The organism is Amycolatopsis sp. (assembly GCF_035546795.1).
Taxonomy (GTDB): Bacteria; Actinomycetota; Actinomycetes; order Mycobacteriales; family Pseudonocardiaceae; genus Amycolatopsis_E.
In genome coordinates, this window is record NZ_DASZWC010000001.1 from 286,269 (window position 1) to 301,267 (window position 14,999).

18 protein-coding genes and 1 pseudogene are annotated in these 14,999 nt (G+C 69.9%); 12 read left to right on the forward strand and 7 right to left on the reverse strand.

Features of this window, described 5'->3' with window-relative positions; all coding sequences use genetic code 11:
* The first annotated feature begins 67 nt into the window (after positions 1–67).
* Positions 68–1,249: an acyl-CoA dehydrogenase family protein gene (locus tag VHD82_RS01495; RefSeq protein WP_325696116.1), complete on the forward strand. Its 1,182-nt coding sequence runs from the start codon at positions 68–70 to the stop codon at positions 1,247–1,249.
* A gap of 28 nt (positions 1,250–1,277) precedes the next feature.
* Here the strand turns inward: VHD82_RS01495 and VHD82_RS01500 are convergent, their stop codons facing one another.
* Positions 1,278–2,210 (reverse strand): TauD/TfdA dioxygenase family protein, encoded by a 933-nt coding sequence (locus tag VHD82_RS01500; RefSeq protein WP_325696118.1) that lies wholly within the window; start codon positions 2,208–2,210, stop codon positions 1,278–1,280.
* A gap of 259 nt (positions 2,211–2,469) precedes the next feature.
* On the opposite strand from VHD82_RS01500, the gene VHD82_RS01505 reads away from it, so the two are divergent.
* Positions 2,470–2,877: a hypothetical protein gene (locus VHD82_RS01505; protein ID WP_325696120.1), complete on the forward strand. Its 408-nt coding sequence runs from the start codon at positions 2,470–2,472 to the stop codon at positions 2,875–2,877.
* Positions 2,878–3,015: 138 nt separating this feature from the next.
* On the forward strand, positions 3,016–3,258 hold the full coding sequence (locus VHD82_RS01510) for a hypothetical protein (protein ID WP_325696121.1): 243 nt from the start codon (positions 3,016–3,018) through the stop codon (positions 3,256–3,258).
* Positions 3,259–3,261: 3 nt separating this feature from the next.
* Here the strand turns inward: VHD82_RS01510 and VHD82_RS01515 are convergent, their stop codons facing one another.
* Together VHD82_RS01515 and VHD82_RS01520 are read right to left on the reverse strand one after the other, a co-directional pair.
* The gene (locus tag VHD82_RS01515) at positions 3,262–3,900 is read right to left on the reverse strand and encodes a TetR/AcrR family transcriptional regulator (protein ID WP_325696123.1); all 639 of its coding nucleotides are present in this window, start codon (positions 3,898–3,900) and stop codon (positions 3,262–3,264) included.
* A 128-nt stretch (positions 3,901–4,028) separates the two neighbouring features.
* Positions 4,029–4,439 carry a DUF5313 domain-containing protein gene (locus tag VHD82_RS01520; protein ID WP_325696125.1) on the reverse strand — a complete coding sequence of 137 codons (411 nt, stop codon included), beginning with the start codon at positions 4,437–4,439 and terminating at the stop codon, positions 4,029–4,031.
* A gap of 40 nt (positions 4,440–4,479) precedes the next feature.
* Here VHD82_RS01520 and VHD82_RS01525 point away from each other — a divergent pair, with 40 nt between their 5' ends.
* The 8 genes and pseudogenes from VHD82_RS01525 to VHD82_RS01560 all read left to right on the forward strand — a co-directional run bounded on the left by VHD82_RS01525 (position 4,480) and on the right by VHD82_RS01560 (position 11,684).
* Complete coding sequence (locus tag VHD82_RS01525; RefSeq protein WP_325696127.1) at positions 4,480–4,923, forward strand: MarR family transcriptional regulator; 444 nt, start codon at positions 4,480–4,482, stop codon at positions 4,921–4,923.
* Positions 4,924–4,965: 42 nt separating this feature from the next.
* Positions 4,966–5,607, forward strand: a complete 642-nt coding sequence (locus tag VHD82_RS01530) for a DUF998 domain-containing protein (RefSeq protein WP_325696128.1) — start codon at positions 4,966–4,968, stop codon at positions 5,605–5,607.
* 191 nt (positions 5,608–5,798) lie between these two features.
* A complete protein-coding gene (fabG, locus tag VHD82_RS01535; RefSeq protein ID WP_325696130.1) occupies positions 5,799–6,560 on the forward strand; it encodes a 3-oxoacyl-ACP reductase FabG in 762 nt (253 codons plus the stop codon).
* Positions 6,561–6,562: 2 nt separating this feature from the next.
* Complete coding sequence (locus VHD82_RS01540; RefSeq protein ID WP_325696132.1) at positions 6,563–7,015, forward strand: MaoC family dehydratase; 453 nt, start codon at positions 6,563–6,565, stop codon at positions 7,013–7,015.
* A 79-nt stretch (positions 7,016–7,094) separates the two neighbouring features.
* A complete protein-coding gene (locus tag VHD82_RS01545; RefSeq protein ID WP_325696134.1) occupies positions 7,095–8,117 on the forward strand; it encodes a phosphotransferase family protein in 1,023 nt (340 codons plus the stop codon).
* Positions 8,117–9,319, forward strand: a pseudogene (locus tag VHD82_RS01550) (acyl-CoA dehydrogenase family protein); the annotation flags it as partial. The gene VHD82_RS01545 and the pseudogene VHD82_RS01550, both read left to right, overlap by 1 nt.
* Before the next feature lie 92 nt (positions 9,320–9,411).
* Positions 9,412–10,593: an acyl-CoA dehydrogenase family protein gene (locus VHD82_RS01555; RefSeq protein WP_325696136.1), complete on the forward strand. Its 1,182-nt coding sequence runs from the start codon at positions 9,412–9,414 to the stop codon at positions 10,591–10,593.
* Complete coding sequence (locus VHD82_RS01560; protein ID WP_325696138.1) at positions 10,590–11,684, forward strand: acyl-CoA dehydrogenase family protein; 1,095 nt, start codon at positions 10,590–10,592, stop codon at positions 11,682–11,684. The genes VHD82_RS01555 and VHD82_RS01560 overlap by 4 nt, the downstream gene beginning before the upstream one ends.
* Before the next feature lie 36 nt (positions 11,685–11,720).
* Here the strand turns inward: VHD82_RS01560 and VHD82_RS01565 are convergent, their stop codons facing one another.
* Together VHD82_RS01565 and VHD82_RS01570 are read right to left on the reverse strand one after the other, a co-directional pair.
* The gene (locus VHD82_RS01565; RefSeq protein ID WP_325696140.1) at positions 11,721–12,302 is read right to left on the reverse strand and encodes a TetR/AcrR family transcriptional regulator; all 582 of its coding nucleotides are present in this window, start codon (positions 12,300–12,302) and stop codon (positions 11,721–11,723) included.
* Between the two features lie 43 nt (positions 12,303–12,345).
* On the reverse strand, positions 12,346–13,227 hold the full coding sequence (locus tag VHD82_RS01570; protein ID WP_325696142.1) for a LysR family transcriptional regulator: 882 nt from the start codon (positions 13,225–13,227) through the stop codon (positions 12,346–12,348).
* Positions 13,228–13,288: 61 nt separating this feature from the next.
* Here VHD82_RS01570 and VHD82_RS01575 point away from each other — a divergent pair, with 61 nt between their 5' ends.
* On the forward strand, positions 13,289–14,107 hold the full coding sequence (locus VHD82_RS01575) for an LLM class F420-dependent oxidoreductase (RefSeq protein WP_325696144.1): 819 nt from the start codon (positions 13,289–13,291) through the stop codon (positions 14,105–14,107).
* Positions 14,108–14,165: 58 nt separating this feature from the next.
* Here the strand turns inward: VHD82_RS01575 and VHD82_RS01580 are convergent, their stop codons facing one another.
* Both VHD82_RS01580 and VHD82_RS01585 read right to left on the reverse strand, forming a co-directional pair.
* Entirely contained in the window at positions 14,166–14,804 is a 639-nt protein-coding gene (locus tag VHD82_RS01580; protein WP_325696146.1) for an acetate uptake transporter, read from the reverse strand.
* 14 nt (positions 14,805–14,818) lie between these two features.
* Positions 14,819–14,999, reverse strand: a 181-nt coding sequence (locus VHD82_RS01585; RefSeq protein ID WP_325696148.1) for a hypothetical protein, incomplete at its 5' end; no start/stop codon positions are given.

Consider the following 14,999-nt stretch of genomic DNA (forward strand, 5'->3'; position numbering starts at 1 on the left):
GAAACGACAGATCTCCGCGCGCTCACGGGATTTCCCGGGACCCTGGGGCGCGCTACCGTGAAACGGCATGACGCACCTGCACGTCAGCGACGACTACGACGAGGTACTCGAACGGATCACGGACATCGATCCGGTGCTGCGCCACGAAGCGGACAAGAGCGAGGCGCTGGGCAGGCTCACCGGCGAAGCCACCGAAGCGCTGCTGTCCACCGGCGTGTTCCGGATCGGCATCCCGCACGAGCTCGGCGGATACGAGTTCTCCCCCACCCAGACCATCGAGACGATCGCGCGGATTTCATACGCCGACGCGTCGGCCGGCTGGGCGTTCATGGCGGTACAGATGGTCACCGGCACCACGGCGGCTTACCTCGGCGACGAGGCGGTGCGGGAGCTCTACCCCGAACCGGCCACCGGGCGGCACGTGCTGATCGCCGGGCAGGGCACCCGCCTGGGCCAAGCGGTACGCGTCGACGGGGGCTACCGGATCAGCGGGCAGTGGGCCTTCGCGTCCGGCATCGCGATGGCCACGCACATCCACACCGCCGCGTTCTGCGCCGAGACCGGGCAGGCACTGATCTTCACGTTCCCCAAGGACCAGGCCGAGCTGATCGACAACTGGGACGTGCTCGGGCTGCGGGCGACCGGCAGCATCGACTACACCTGTCAGGACCTGTTCGTCCCGGCGACGCACGCCTTCGAAATATCCACAATGGACACCCGGCACGGTGGCGCGGTCTACCGGATGGGGCTGGCCAACATGGCCGGGGTCTGCCATACCGGCTGGGCCCTCGGTGTCGGCAGGCGCCTGCTGGACGAGCTGAAAGCGTTGGTGGCGAAGAAAACCGGCACCCCGGGCGCGACGGTGGACACCGCGGAGTTCCACGCCGAGTACGCGCGCGCCGAAGCACTGCTGCGTGCCGCACGGGCGTGGGCGATGGAGGTCTGGGCGGACAACGAAGCCACCCTCGACGGCGGCGGACTGCTGAGCACCGGACAGGAAACGCTGACCCGCCTGATGCTCAACAACGTCACCTGGTCGGTGCAGGCCGTCGGGCAGGCGGTGCACAAATGGGCGGGCACGGCGGCGATCCGCCGCGGTGAGCTGCAGCGGTTCCTGCGCGACCTCGACACCGGCACCCAGCACGTCACGTCCGGCCCGGTGGTCCTGCAGAACTGCGGCCGCTCACTGGCCGGGCTCGCACCCGACGCGCGCTGGGTGTTCCTGGAGCTCAAGGAGAACTCCGGCTGAGCGCGTGGGTGGCCGGGCGCGCCGGCCGTCAGAAGGGCCGGTCGCCCGCGATCGCGACGCGTTCGGCGATCCGGACCTCCGGGGCGTAGTCGTTCACGGCGTAGTGCTGGGTGGCGCGATTGTCCCAGAAGGCGACGGCGTTCTCGGTCCAGTGGAACCGCACCTGGAACTCCGGCACGTGCGCCTGCACGAACAGGTACCGCAGCAGCTCGTCGCTCTCGTCGCGGTCCATGCCGACGATGTGCGTGGTGAAGGACTGGTTGACGAACAGCGTGCACCGCCCGGTCTCCGGGTGGATCCGTACCACCGGATGCTCCACCGGCGGGAACTCGTCCTGCCGCGCGGCGAGGAACTCGTGGTCGGAGAACCGCGAAAAGCCCGGGACGAAGTCGTGCACCGCGCGCAGCCCGTTGATGCGGCGCTGCACGTCCGCGGGGAGATTGTCGTACGCGGCGGCCATGTCGGCCCAGATGGTGTCCCCGCCGACCGGCGGTACCCGCACCAGCCGCAGCACCGAACCCAGCGCGGGATTCGGCCGGAAGGTCACGTCGACGTGCCAGACGTTCTCGAACCCGGGCATCGCGGCGCTCCGCGAAAACCGGCTGACCTCGTCGGAATCTCCCTGGGGCAGCAAGGGATTGGTCTCCAGTGGCCCCCAGTTGCGGGCGAACTCACGCTGCTGCGCGGCGGTGATGTCCTGATCGCGGAAGAACAGCACCTTCCACTCCAGCAACGCCCGGTTCAGCTCCGCACGCAGCTCGCCGGTGAGCGGCTTGCCGAGGTCGACGCCGTCGATCTCGGCCCCGATCACGCGGCCCAGCGGGCGCAGGCCGAACAGATCGTACGGGCGCGACGGGGCACCTTCGGGCAGCCGCTGCAGCACACGCGGGCCCTCGAAGATGCCGCCGGCGGGCACCCGGACCCGGCGCAGGGCAGGACGGAACGACTGATCCACGGACATGCGGGCGAACTCCTTGCTGCGGAAGGTGTGTGCGGTGGCTAGGCACTCAGCACGGAGGCGAGCCGAGACGGCCGCGGCGCAGCAGCAGGGCGGCCACACCGATCCGGAGTGGAAGGTGGTGCCCGGGGTTCGACATGGCCTTGATGATCACCGCGGCGGACCGGTCCGTCAAGGAGGCCCACGATGCGGGACTCGTCACGTCCCATTCGGTTGTGCTTGACTTCTCACGGTCTGCACACCGGCGGGAAAGGGTATACGGGTGGCCAGCTGGCGCGAGCTCGTGACGTTCATCAGGCAGTCGTACAAGGTGATCCGGGACGAGCCCGAGGAGATCCGGATCCGGGTGCGCTTCCGCAGGGACCCGGACGAGGAAGAGCGCACCCAGATGGTCGTGATCGCGCGCGAGGTGCTCGACAAGCGCGAGGAATGGGTGCAGATCGCGACCCCGTTCGCCAACGCGCACGAGGTCGACCTGATCTCGGTGCTCTCGGAGATCGGCCACACCACGGTGGTCGGCGGCGCCGTGGTGATGGGTGACTACCTGGTGCTGCGGCATTCCCTGCCACTGGTCAACCTCGACATCAACGAGTTCACCGACCCGCTGGAACTGGTCACGGGCGCCGCGGAACTACTGGAGGAGCAGATCACCGGCCGCGACGACTTCTGAGCCAGGAACACACCCGCACCCGGAAGCTCGGCCAGGGCCGGTCCCGGCATCCATGAATCTCACCCATTGGCAGTAATTTGCCGATCAAGTGCAGAACTGCCACTCGTCTGACGGGGGCCCGCGGCGCATCCTCAGGACATGTCCGGAAACTTCATGACCCGCTTCCGCGAATTCCTGGCCACCCAGGCGGAACTGGCGCAACGCCAGGAGCTGCTCAACCGGCCGTGGGAAGAGGAGCTGCTGCACTGGTCCCGCACCGGAGAGCTGCACGGCCACCTCGTCCCGCCCCGGGGCCGCCGCCGCAGCGTCACCCGGGACGGCTGGTGCCCCGGGCTGCGCACCGAGCCACGGCAACCGTTGCCACAGAAGGAACATCGGTGATCGTCACGCGGCTTCGGCCAGGCAGCGGCGGACCGTGCGCAGCACCAGACCGCCCGGATCGGCCAGCCGCGCCACCGCCGAACGGCGTGTGAGCAGGCTGCCCAGCACCAGATCCACCAGCGCCGCACCGACCTCGGCGACGTTCCGCCTGCCCGCCGGGTCGTACCACGTGTAGGCCCACTGCGCGGCGCCGAAGATCAGCAGGCTCTGCACCGGGACGTCCACCGGCCGGAACTGGCCGCTGGCCACGCCGTCACTGATCACGCCGCGCACCAGATCCACGTACTGGGCCCGGAGTTTGACCCCGGACTCCTCGCGCGCCAGCCGGATCACCTCGCGCTGGAAGGCGACCGTCGCGTCGCGATCATGCTCCTGGTAGAGGATGCACGCGAACAACAACCCGGCGAGGCGCTGCGCGGGAGTGTGCAGCCGGGCCATGATCAGCTCGGCCTCCCGCAGGCGCCGCCGCAGGTAGGACTCGTGCAGCGCGGCGAGCAACCGGTCCTTCGTGCCGTAGTGGTGCACGATCGTGCCCTTGGAGATGCCCAGCCGCTCCGCGATGTCACCGAAGTTCGCCCCGTCGTAGCCGCTCGCCGCGACCTGTTTCGTGAACACCGCCAGGATCTCCGCGGCCTTGCCCACCCTGGAATCCCTTCACTGACCTGCCTACAGCCGGGGATGCTACGGCCGGGCTGCGGGCGGTGCCGGGCCAATGGAGGGGAGTCAGCTTTTCGGGTAGTTCTGGCGTTGCGGGGGCGACGGGCCGGGGATCAGGACTCGTTCTGCTCCGGCCGGCGGTATTGGGCGATGTAGCGCGCCAGTGCCGCTTCGTCCTCGTCGCGGTGGGCCTCAGCGCGGACGCGTTTACCGGTGCCGCGCGGATATCCGTGCTTGGCGAGCCGGTTCTCCGCGGCCTCTTCCATGTAGACGAACGAGTAGAAGTAGCCGACCAGCCCCGCCATCAGGACCAGCGCCAGGCGCAACAGAATGGGCGCGGGCAGCAGCAGCCACACTGCCATCAGCGGAGCCATGAGCACCGTGCTGCGCGCCGCGTGGCGCCAGATCCAGCTACGGGAGGTGGTGTCGTGCAGGACCCATTCCCGGCACCGGTCGGGCAGCCGCCCGCCGAGCGCGTACCAGAGCCATTGCACTGGATTCGGACGTGTCTTCACGAGGTTCATAGTACACTAATAGTTAGCACACTAATCAAAGGAGCCGAGCATGATCGATCTGGGCGAGGACCCGCTGGCGCTGGACAGGCAGGTGTGCTTCGCGCTGTCGGTGGCTTCGCGCAGTGTCATCGCGATCTACCGGCCACTGCTCAAGCCGTTCGGACTGACCCACCCGCAATACCTGGTGCTGCTCGCGTTGTGGGATTCGGCGCCCCGCACGGTGAAGGACCTGTGCGAGACGTTGCGCCACGAGCCGGCCACGCTGTCGCCGCTGCTGAAACGGCTGGAAGCGCTCGGCTACGTCTCGCGCGATCGCAACCGCGCGGACGAGCGGTCGCTGTCGGTGGACCTGACCGACGCGGGCCGCGGGTTCCGCAAGGAAGCCGAGAAGATCCCGTATCGCGTCGTCGAGGAACTCGGGATGGACCTGCCCGAACTGGAGGCGTTGCACGCCGCGCTCGGCCGCGTCATCGAGGCCACCGAGCGGCCGTGAGGAGAACGCCCGCCTCACCTGGCCGTCGGTAACATCGCGATCATGACCGCACCCCCGGCCCGGGCACCCGCCGCACTCGCCGCGTCCGGGGTGCTCGCGCTCGCGGCGGGCGCGGTGCTCGTCTTCCTGCTGCAGTTTCTCCCACCCACCAACGAAATCAGCCCCCTGCGCCGCACGATCAGCGAGTACGCGCTGACGGGGAACAAGTGGCTGTTCGACATCGCGGTCGTGCTCGTGGCCGCCGGGTCGGCGTTGCTGTTCGCGCTGCATTTCCTGCGCCGCGCGCTGCCCGCGGCGGCACTGGTGGCCGGAGCATTGTGGACGGTCAGCCTGCTGGTGATCGTCGCCTTCCCGAAGACGAACTGGGCCGTGGGCCCGAGCGCGGGCGGCACCCTGCACCGGGTGGCGAGCGTGATCGGGTTCGTCTGCCTGCCGCTCGGACTGCTGCTCGCCGCCCGCACCACCTTCCCGGCACCGCGCTGGCGGCGGGCGGCCCGGGTGCTCGCCGCCGTGTCGCTCGGCTGGTTCGGGGTGATCCTCGCGGCCGTGGTGGTGACGGCGGCCGTGGGCGGGCACTGGTGGGAGGTGATCCCGCTGGGCCTGGTGGAACGACTGATGGCGCTGACCGAACTGCTCGCGATCGCGACGCTGGCGGCTCCGCTACTACGCTCGCCAGGATACTGAGCCATTCGTCGCCAAGCCGACCACAGCCACGGCGGAAATGGGTTTCTACCAGCATGCCGGCTGCCGACCGTGCCCGCCCGCCGCTGGCCGGATCAGTAACATGGCCCACATCACGGCCCACGCGGTAAGGTGCACGGTAACTTGCTAAGCGCTCGCTTAGTCTTGCGCGCTCAACGTTGAGGAGGAAGCACGTGACCGAACCGCACTCCCGCGTCGCGATCGTCACCGGCGCAGGCCGGGGCATCGGCGCGGCCGTCGCCCAGCGGCTGGCCGCCGACGGGTTCGCCGTCGGCCTGCTGGATCTGGACGAGGCCGCCGTCAAACAGGGTGCCGAGGACATCGCCGCCGGCGGTGGCAAGGCCGTCGGGGTGGCACTGGACGTCTCGAACGCCGAGCAGGTCGAGGCCGCCGTGCAGAAGGTCGCCGACGAACTCGGCCCGCCGACGGTGCTGGTCAACAACGCCGGGATCACCCGCGACAACCTGATCTTCAAGATGACCGAGCAGGACTGGGATTCGGTGCTCGGCGTGCACCTGCGCGGCTCCTTCCTGATGACCCGCGCGGTGCAGAAGCACATGACCGCCCAGAAGTGGGGCCGGATCGTCAACCTGTCGTCCACGTCCGCGCTGGGTAACCGGGGCCAGGTCAACTACTCCGCGGCCAAGGCCGGTATGCAGGGCTTCACCAAGACACTCGCCATCGAACTGGGCAAGTTCGGCGTCACGGCGAACGCGATCGCGCCGGGCTTCATCGCCACCGAGATGACCAAGGCGACCGCCGACCGGGTCGGGGTGTCCTGGGAGGACTTCAAGGCCGGGGCGGCGCAGCAGATCCCGGTCGCGCGCGTCGGCCAGCCCGAGGACATCGCGCACACGGTGTCGTTCCTGGTCAGCGAGGGCGCCGGGTTCGTGTCCGGGCAGGTCATCTACGTCGCCGGCGGGCCGAAGGACTGATCATGCGCGTTTTCTCCAGTCTCGACGAGTTCTCGGCCGCGGCGGGCGAGCGGCTCGGCACGAGTGAGTGGCACACCGTCACCCAGGAGCAGGTCAACACCTTCGCCGAAGCGACCGGGGATCACCAATGGATCCACGTGGACGTCGAGAAGGCCAACAAGGGGCCCTTCGGCGGCCCGATCGCGCACGGGTTCCTCACGCTGTCGCTGCTGCCGGTGCTCGGCAAGAGCACCTACCAGGTCGAGGGCCTCAAGATGGGCATCAACTACGGCCTGAACAAGGTGCGCTTCCCGCAGCCGGTCAGGGTCGGCGCGAAGGTCCGCGCGACCGCGGAACTGGCCGAGGTCAGCGACGTGCCGGGCGGCAAGCAGGCCGTCGTGAAGTGGACCGTCGAGATCGACGGCGAGCCGAAACCGGCCTGCATAGCCGAATTCGTGGTACGGATGCTCGTCTGAACTCCGGAACGCCCCCGCGGGGGCGTTCCACCCGTCACCCGACATACCGACTGGTCGGTACCGAGTCAAGGAGGCCTCGATGAGCCCAGCAGACCCGCCGGGCCTGGACCTGTCCCGGCTGCGCGCCCATCTCGACGAGCAGTCCCCCGGCCTGGTCGCCGGCCCGCTGTCCGCGCGGGTGGTGGAGGGCGGCCGGTCCAATCTCACCTACATCGTCGGCGACGGGACGTCGCGCTGGGTGGTGCGCCGCCCGCCGCTCGGGCACGTGCTGCCCACCGCGCACGACATGGCCCGCGAGCACAAGGTGATCACCGCGCTGCGGCCGACGAAGGTCCCGGTGCCGGAGACGATCACGCTGTGCCAGGACACCAAGGTGCTCGGCGCGCCGTTCTACGTGATGGAGTTCGTGGAGGGCAAGCCCTACCGCGCCGCGGCCGAGCTCGAAGAGCTGGGCCCGCAGCGGACAAAGGCGATCGCGGACTCGCTGATCGACACGCTCGGCGATCTGCACGAGGTCGGCCCCGCGTCGGTCGGGCTCGCGGATTTCGGGCGCCCGGAAGGGTTCCTGGAGCGTCAGCTGCGCCGGTGGAAGAAGCAGCTGGACGCGTCCCGCAGCCGCGACCTCGACGGCATCGACTGGTTGCACGACCGGCTCGCCAGGGCGCTGCCCCGGTCCGGGCCGCCCGCGATCGTGCACGGGGACTACCGCCTCGACAACGTCCTCGTCGACGGCGAAGACCGGATCACGGCGGTGCTGGACTGGGAGATGTCCACCCTGGGCGACCCGCTGACCGACCTGGCCCTCATGGTCGCCTACGCCGAACGCGGCAGCCTGAACCTCGAGGTCGTGTCCAACGTCAGCGCGGCACCGGGATACCCGGACACCGAAGAGGTGATCGCCCGCTACGCCCGGCGATCCGGGCGGGACCTGTCCGCGCTCGACTGGTACGTCGGGTTCGCCTTCTTCAAACTGGCGGTGATCCTGGAAGGCATTTTCTACCGCTTCAGCCACGGTCAGACCGTCGGTGCCGGATTCGAGCGGATCGGCGAGGCCGTGACCCCGCTCGTGGCGCTCGGCAACGAAACCCTCAAGGAGGGCTGATGGACTTCACCTTCGACGCGAAAACCGAGGAGCTGCGCGAAAAACTCCTCGAGTTCATGGACTCGCACATCTACCCCGCCGAGCCGGTTTTCTCCCAGCAGCTGGAAGAACGCGAGAACCCGTGGTCCTCGCCGCCGGTCGTCGAGGACCTCAAGGCGGCGGCGCGCGAGCGCGGGCTGTGGAACTTCTTCCTGCCCGGCGAGCACGGTGCGGGCCTGACGAACCTGCAGTACGCGCCGGTGGCCGAGATCACCGGCCGCAGCCCGCACCTGGCCCCGGTCGCGCTCAACTGCGCGGCGCCGGACACCGGGAACATGGAGGTGCTGGCGATGTTCGGCACCGAGGCCCAGCGCAAGCAGTGGCTGAAGCCCTTGCTGGACGGGGAGATCCGCTCCGCGTTCGCGATGACCGAGCCCGACGTCGCCTCCTCCGACGCGCGCAACATCTCCACCAGCATCCGGCGCGACGGCGACCACTACGTGCTCAACGGGCGCAAGTGGTACATCACCGGCGCGATGAACCCGGCCTGCAAGATCTTCATCGTGATGGGCAAGTCCGACCCGGCGGCGCAGCCGCACCGGCAGCAGAGCCAGATCCTGGTCCCCCGCGACACCCCGGGCCTCACGGTCAAGCGCGGGATGAAGGTCTTCGGCTACGACGACAGCTCGCACGGCGGGCACGCCGAGGTGATCTTCGAGGACGTCCGGGTGCCGGCGGAGAACCTCATCGGCGGCGAGGGCGACGGGTTCGCCGTCGCACAGGCCCGGCTCGGGCCCGGCCGCATCCACCACTGCATGCGCTCGATCGGGCTCGCCGAGCGGGCCGTGGAAATGATGTGCCGCCGCACGCTGAGCCGGTCCGCGTTCGGCAAGCCGATCGCCGAGCAGGGCGTGGTGCAGGACTGGATCGCCGAGTCGCGGGTGCGCATCGAGCAGCTGCGGCTGCTGGTGCTCAAGACGGCCTGGCTGATGGACACCGCGGGCAACCGCGGCGCGCACACCGAGATCCAGTCGATCAAGATCGCCACCCCGCTGACCGTCGAATGGATCCTGGACAAGGCGATCCAGGCGCACGGCGCGGGCGGGCTGTCGCAGGACTTCCCGCTCGCCGAGATGTGGGCCGGGATCCGCACGCTGCGCTTCGCCGACGGCCCGGACGAGGTGCACAAGCGCTCGCTGGCTCATCGTGAGCTCAAGAAGTGGCGCGAGGCAGCACACGAAGCGGGCGCGACGAAGGAACATTCGCCCGGAGGGACCGATCGGGTGCGGGTGTCCCGCGAAACACAGGAGGGCGAGTGACCACGGCCGAAGATCTGCGCGGGCAGGTGGCGGAGTTCCTTTCCGCGCACGACCCGGAGACCACCGAGAGGCTGGAGTTCCTGCGAGCCCGCTTCGACGCCGGGCTGGCGTGGGTGCACTACCCCGCCGGTCTCGGCGGGCAGGACGCGCCACGCGAGCTCCAGTCCGTTGTGGACAGTGAGTTCGCCGCGGCGGGCGCACCCGACAACAACCCGCGCCGGATCGGCATCGGGCTCGGCATGGCCGCGCCCACCATCCTGCGGTTCGGCACCGAGGAACAGAAGCAGCGCTACCTCCGTCCACTGTGGACCGGCGAAGAGGTGTGGTGCCAGCTGTTCTCCGAGCCGGGCGCCGGTTCGGACCTGGCGGCGCTGGGCACCCGCGCGGTGCGCGACGGGGACGACTGGATCATCAACGGGCAGAAGGTGTGGACCTCGGTCGCGCATATCGCCCGGTTCGCGATCCTGGTCACCCGCAGCAATCCCGACGTGCCCAAGCACCAGGGCATGACGTACTTCGTGTGCGACATGACCGACCCCGGGGTCGAGGTCCGGCCGCTGCGCCAGCTCACCGGTGAGGCCGAGTTCAACGAGGTGTTCCTGTCCAACGTGCGGCTGCCGGACGCGAACCGCCTCGGCGCGGTCGGCGAGGGCTGGAAGGTCGCGCAGACCACGCTGATGAACGAGCGGGTCGCCATCGGCGGCAACGCGATGCCCCGTGAGGGCGGGCTGATCGGCATCGTCGCGAACACCTGGCGCGAACGCCCGCAGCTGCGGACGCCCGATCTGCAGGACAGGCTGCTGCGGCTGTGGGTGGACGCGGAAGCCTTGCGGCTGGCCGGGACCCGGTTGCGGCAGCAGCTGGCCGTCGGCGCGCCGGGGCCGGAGGGTTCGGCGATGAAGCTCGGGTTCGCCAAGCTCCAGCAAGCGCTTTCCGGGCTGGAGGTGGAGCTGGCCGGCGAGGACGGGCTGCGTTACGACGACTGGACGATGCGCCGGCCGGAGAAGGTGGACATGATCGGCCGCGAGGCCGGATACCGCTACCTGCGGGCGAAGGGCAACTCGATCGAGGGCGGCACGTCCGAGGTCATGCGCAACATCATCGCCGAGCGGGTGCTCGGGCTGCCCTCCGAACCCAGAGTGGACAAGGACGTGGCCTGGAAGGATCTGCCCCGGTGACCGATCTGCTCTATTCCGAGGTCCAGGAGGACCTCCGGGCCAGTGTCCGCGACCTGTTCGCCGACCGCGCGGACTCCGCGAAGGTGCTGGCCCGCGTGGAAACCGGCGAACCGTACGACCTGAAACTGTGGCGCACGCTGGCCGCGGAGCTGGGCTTCGCGGGGCTGCACGTGCCCGAGGAGCTGGGCGGGCAGGGCGCGTCCACGCGCGAGCTGGCCGTGGTGCTGGAGGAACTGGGCCGCTCGGTCGCGCCGGTGCCGTTCCTCGGCAGCGCCGTGCTGGCCACTTCCGCCTTGCTGGCCTGCGACAGCGCTTCGTCCACTGTGGCCGGTCTGCTGCGGAAGCTCGCGACCGGTGAGGCGATCGGCGCGCTCGCCGTACCGCTGAGCACGTGGCCCGGCGGGGAATTCCCGGCCGGGGTCACGGTTTCCGGGGGTGTCCTCAGTGGACGGATCCCGGTGGTGGCCGACGGTTCGGTGGCCGACGTGCTGGTGGTGCCGGCGACCGGTCCGGACGGGCCGGGGCTGTACGCGGTGAACGACTTCACCGCGCAGGAAGCCATCTCGCTGGACCTGACCCGCCGCGTCGCCGACATCACCCTCGACGGTGCCGAAGGGCAGCTGCTGGCGGGGCCGGACACGGCCGCGGCGGCGCTGGAGGAGGCGTTGACGGCGGGTGCGGCGCTGCTGGCGTCCGAACAGCTCGGGGTCGCGCAGTGGTGTCTCGACGAGACGGTGTCCTACGTCAAGCAGCGCTTCCAGTTCGGCCGCGCCGTCGGCTCGTTCCAGGCGCTCAAGCACCGGCTCGCCGACCTGTACCTGGAGCTGGTGACGGCACGCGCCACGGCACGCAACGCCGCCGACGCGGTGGCCACCGGCGAGGACGTCGCGGTGGCGACCGCGGTCGCCCAGGCCTCCACCGTCGCGGTGCACGCCGCGGAGGAGGCGATCCAGCTGCACGGCGGGATCGGCATGACCTGGGAGCACCCGGCGCACCTGTACCTCAAGCGCGCCAAGGCGGACGAGATCGCGCTCGGCACCCCGGGCCGGCACCGCGCCAACCTGGCGAAGCTGGTGAACCTGCCCGCCTGATCCGCCGCGGACCGCGTGCCCCGCCCGGGCGCGCGGTCACGGGCGGAGCGCGTCCAGGAGAAGGCCGGCGTAGTGCGCGCCGACTTCGCGGGCGGACAGCTTGCCACCGGCGCGGTACCACGCGCCGAGGTGGTGGACGGAGCCGAAGAAGAAGTCCACCACGATGTCGGCCGGTTTGTCGGCGCGGAAAACGCCCTCGCGCTGGCCTTCCTCGATCAGCGCGCGGAACCGTTCGTGGTAGTGCCGTCGGCTCGCGCGCACGGCCCGGCCCTTGTCCGGGGCGAGCAGATGCACCGACTGCAGGAAGATCTTGGTGTCGTCCAGGTTTTCGATGGTGCTCACCACGACGTCCGTCGCGGCCTGCCGGAGCCGGTCGCCGACCGGGGCGCCGGTGGCGGCGACCCTTTCCAGCTGCTCGGTCTGCAGCCGCAGCACCCGGCCGTAGATCTCGGAAAGCAGGTCGTCCTTGGAACCGAAGTAGTGGTACATCGCGCCCTTGGTGACCCCGGCCGCGGCCACGATCTCCTGCACCGACGCGCGGTCGAACCCCTTGTCGGCGAACAGTTTCGTCGCCGCCGCGAGCAGGCGGCGCGGCACCGGCTCCTCGTCCTGGATCATCGGCCCAGCATACCGACCGTGCGGTTTGCCGCCCGGACGGACATCAGCCGCACAGGCACCGCACGCACGCCTCGGCGAACAGCCCGACCGCCTTGCGGTCGTCGCCGGCGCGCCACACCACGGCGAGCCTGCTGGGCCCGATCCCGGAAACCGGGCGGCAGACGACGTCTTCTCGCCGGTAGAGCTCGGCATTGCCGGCCGCGACCAGCACCACGCCCACCCCGGCGGCCACCGCCTCGAACGCTTCCTCCGCCGTCGCGGCCTCGGCGGCGACACGCGCGGGGTGCGATCGCTCCCGGGTGGCCAGCCAGAACTCACGCGCCGGGCCTGCCGAAGCGGGCAGCGCGATGAACGGCTCGTCCGCCAGCTCGGCGAACGGAATGGTGGCGCGCCCGGCGAGCCGGTGCCCGGCCGGCAGCGCCACCCAGCGTTCCTCGGTGCTGACGACCTTCGAGGCGTACTCCCGCGGCACGGGCAGCCAGGCGATCGCCACGTCCGTCGTGCCCGCGGCCAGGCCTACTGCCGGATCCGACCAGCTCACCTGGCGGAACAGCAGCCGCCAACCAGGCATCAGCTCCCGCATCCGTTCCCGGACCGAGCCGATCAGCCCGCGCCCGATGCGGGTCTGGAAGCCGACGGTGAGGGTGGCCAGCTCTTCCGCCGCGCTTTCCGCGACCGCCCGGCGCGCGTCGGCCCAGTCCTCGATGATCCGCCGCGCGCGCGGCAGCAACGTCTCCCCCGCCGGCGTCAGCGTCACGGTCCGCCGGTCGCGTTCGAACAGCCGCACCCGCAGTTCCGCCTCCAGCTGCCGGATCTGCTTGCTCAGCGCCGGTTGCGAGACGAACAGCGCGGCGGCCGCCCTGGTGAAGCTCAGTTCCTCGGCGACCGCGACGAAGTAGCGAAGGTCCTGGACCCGCACGTCCATAACCACAGGTTATCTCAGCGGGTCTTGGACACCGGGGGTGCGCGGATCCAGGATCGGGCTCATGGAAACAGGGGTTTTCGGGCTCAACGCCAAGGTGACGCACACGCCGGCCGAAACGGCGCGGTTCGCGCGGCTCGCGGAAGAACTCGGGTACGGCTCGTGGTGGGCGGGCGAGCACGTGGTGCTGCCGAGCCCGCGCACGCCCGACACCCCGGCCGATCCGGCGGACCCGTTCGCCGATCCGCTCGTGCACCTGTCCTACGTGGCGGCGCTGACCGAGCGGATCGAACTCGGCACCGGGATCATCATCCTGCCCCAGCGCCAGCCGGTGGTGCTGGCCAAGCAGGTCGCGAGCCTCGACGTGCTCTCGGGCGGCCGCGTGCTGCTCGGCGTCGGCGTGGGGTATCTCGAACCCGAGCTGAACGCGACCGGCGTCCAGCTCTCCGAACGTGGCGGGCGCACGGACGAATACCTCGACGCGATGCGTTCCCTGTGGCTGGACGAATATCCGGCGTTCACCGGGAAGTACGTGTCCTTCGCCGGGGTCGACGCCCATCCCCGGCCGGTCCGCGAGCCGCGGATCTTCGTCGGCGGGCACAGCCCGGCCGCGTTCCGGCGCGCGGTCTCGCGCGGGCACGGCTGGATCGGCAACGGCGAGTCCCCACGGGATCTGGAGAAGTCCTTGGCGGGGCTGGAAAAGGCGGCGTCCGAAGTGGACCGTCCCGAGCGGCTGGGCAAACTGGAGATCACCTTCATGCCGATGCCGTCGGCCGGGCGCAAACAGGACTACGAGGGCCTCGGCGTCGACCGGCTGCTGGTCTATCCCCTGCCGCTGGAGGATCCGGCCGAGATCGCCGCATTCCTGGAACGGCACGCGTGAAAAAGGGGCCGCGCCCGTGGCGGTACACCACGGGCGCGGCCGGGGGGAACCAGCGTGCTCAGCGGGCGAGCGGCACCACCGGCAGCACCGTGCGCTTGAAAGTGCTGTTGATGACCGACGCGAACGAGGCGTACCAGGCCAGCACCGCGGTGATCAGGCCGAGCCAGCCGCCGAACTTGCCGATCCCTTCGGCGCCGGAGAACTCCCCGATCGTCAGGAACAGGAAAGTCAGGAACAGCAACACGAAGACCGCGATCAGTGCCGCGCTGGTGCGCAGCGACGCGATCGCCATGTACCCGGTGAAAATGGTGAACACGAGCAGGAACAGCCCGGTCGCGTTGGCGGCCTGGTCCGGCGGGATCTTGTCGGAGAACTGCCAGACGTAGAAGGCGAACGCGAGCCAGAACGACCCGTAGGTGGCGAACGCGGTGGCGCCGAACGTGTTGTTCTTGCGGAACTCCCACATGCCGGCGAGCAGCTGGGCGAGCCCGCCGTAGAACAGCGCGAGCGGCAGTACGACCGGCTCGATCGACTTCGCCACGAGGCCCGCGTTCACCGCGCTCAGCACGAAGGTGGTGGCGGCGAACCCGGCCAGGCCCAGCGGCCCCGGGTCGGCGATGTGCTTGGTGGGGTCGACGGGCTGCACGGCCGTGCCGCCCGAGGTGACCGTGGTGCGGTTGCTGTCGGTCGTCGTCATCGTTGAGCTCCCTGTCACTCTTCGTTCTTGCCGGAGTTGAGTCCGCTGGAGATGAGGTCCATGACTGATGAGTCGGCGAGGGTGGTGACGTCGCCGATGGCGCGGTTTTCGGCGACGTCGCGCAGGAGGCGGCGCATGATTTTCCCGGAGCGGGTTTTGGGGAGTTCGGGCACGACCATGATCTGGCGGGGTTTG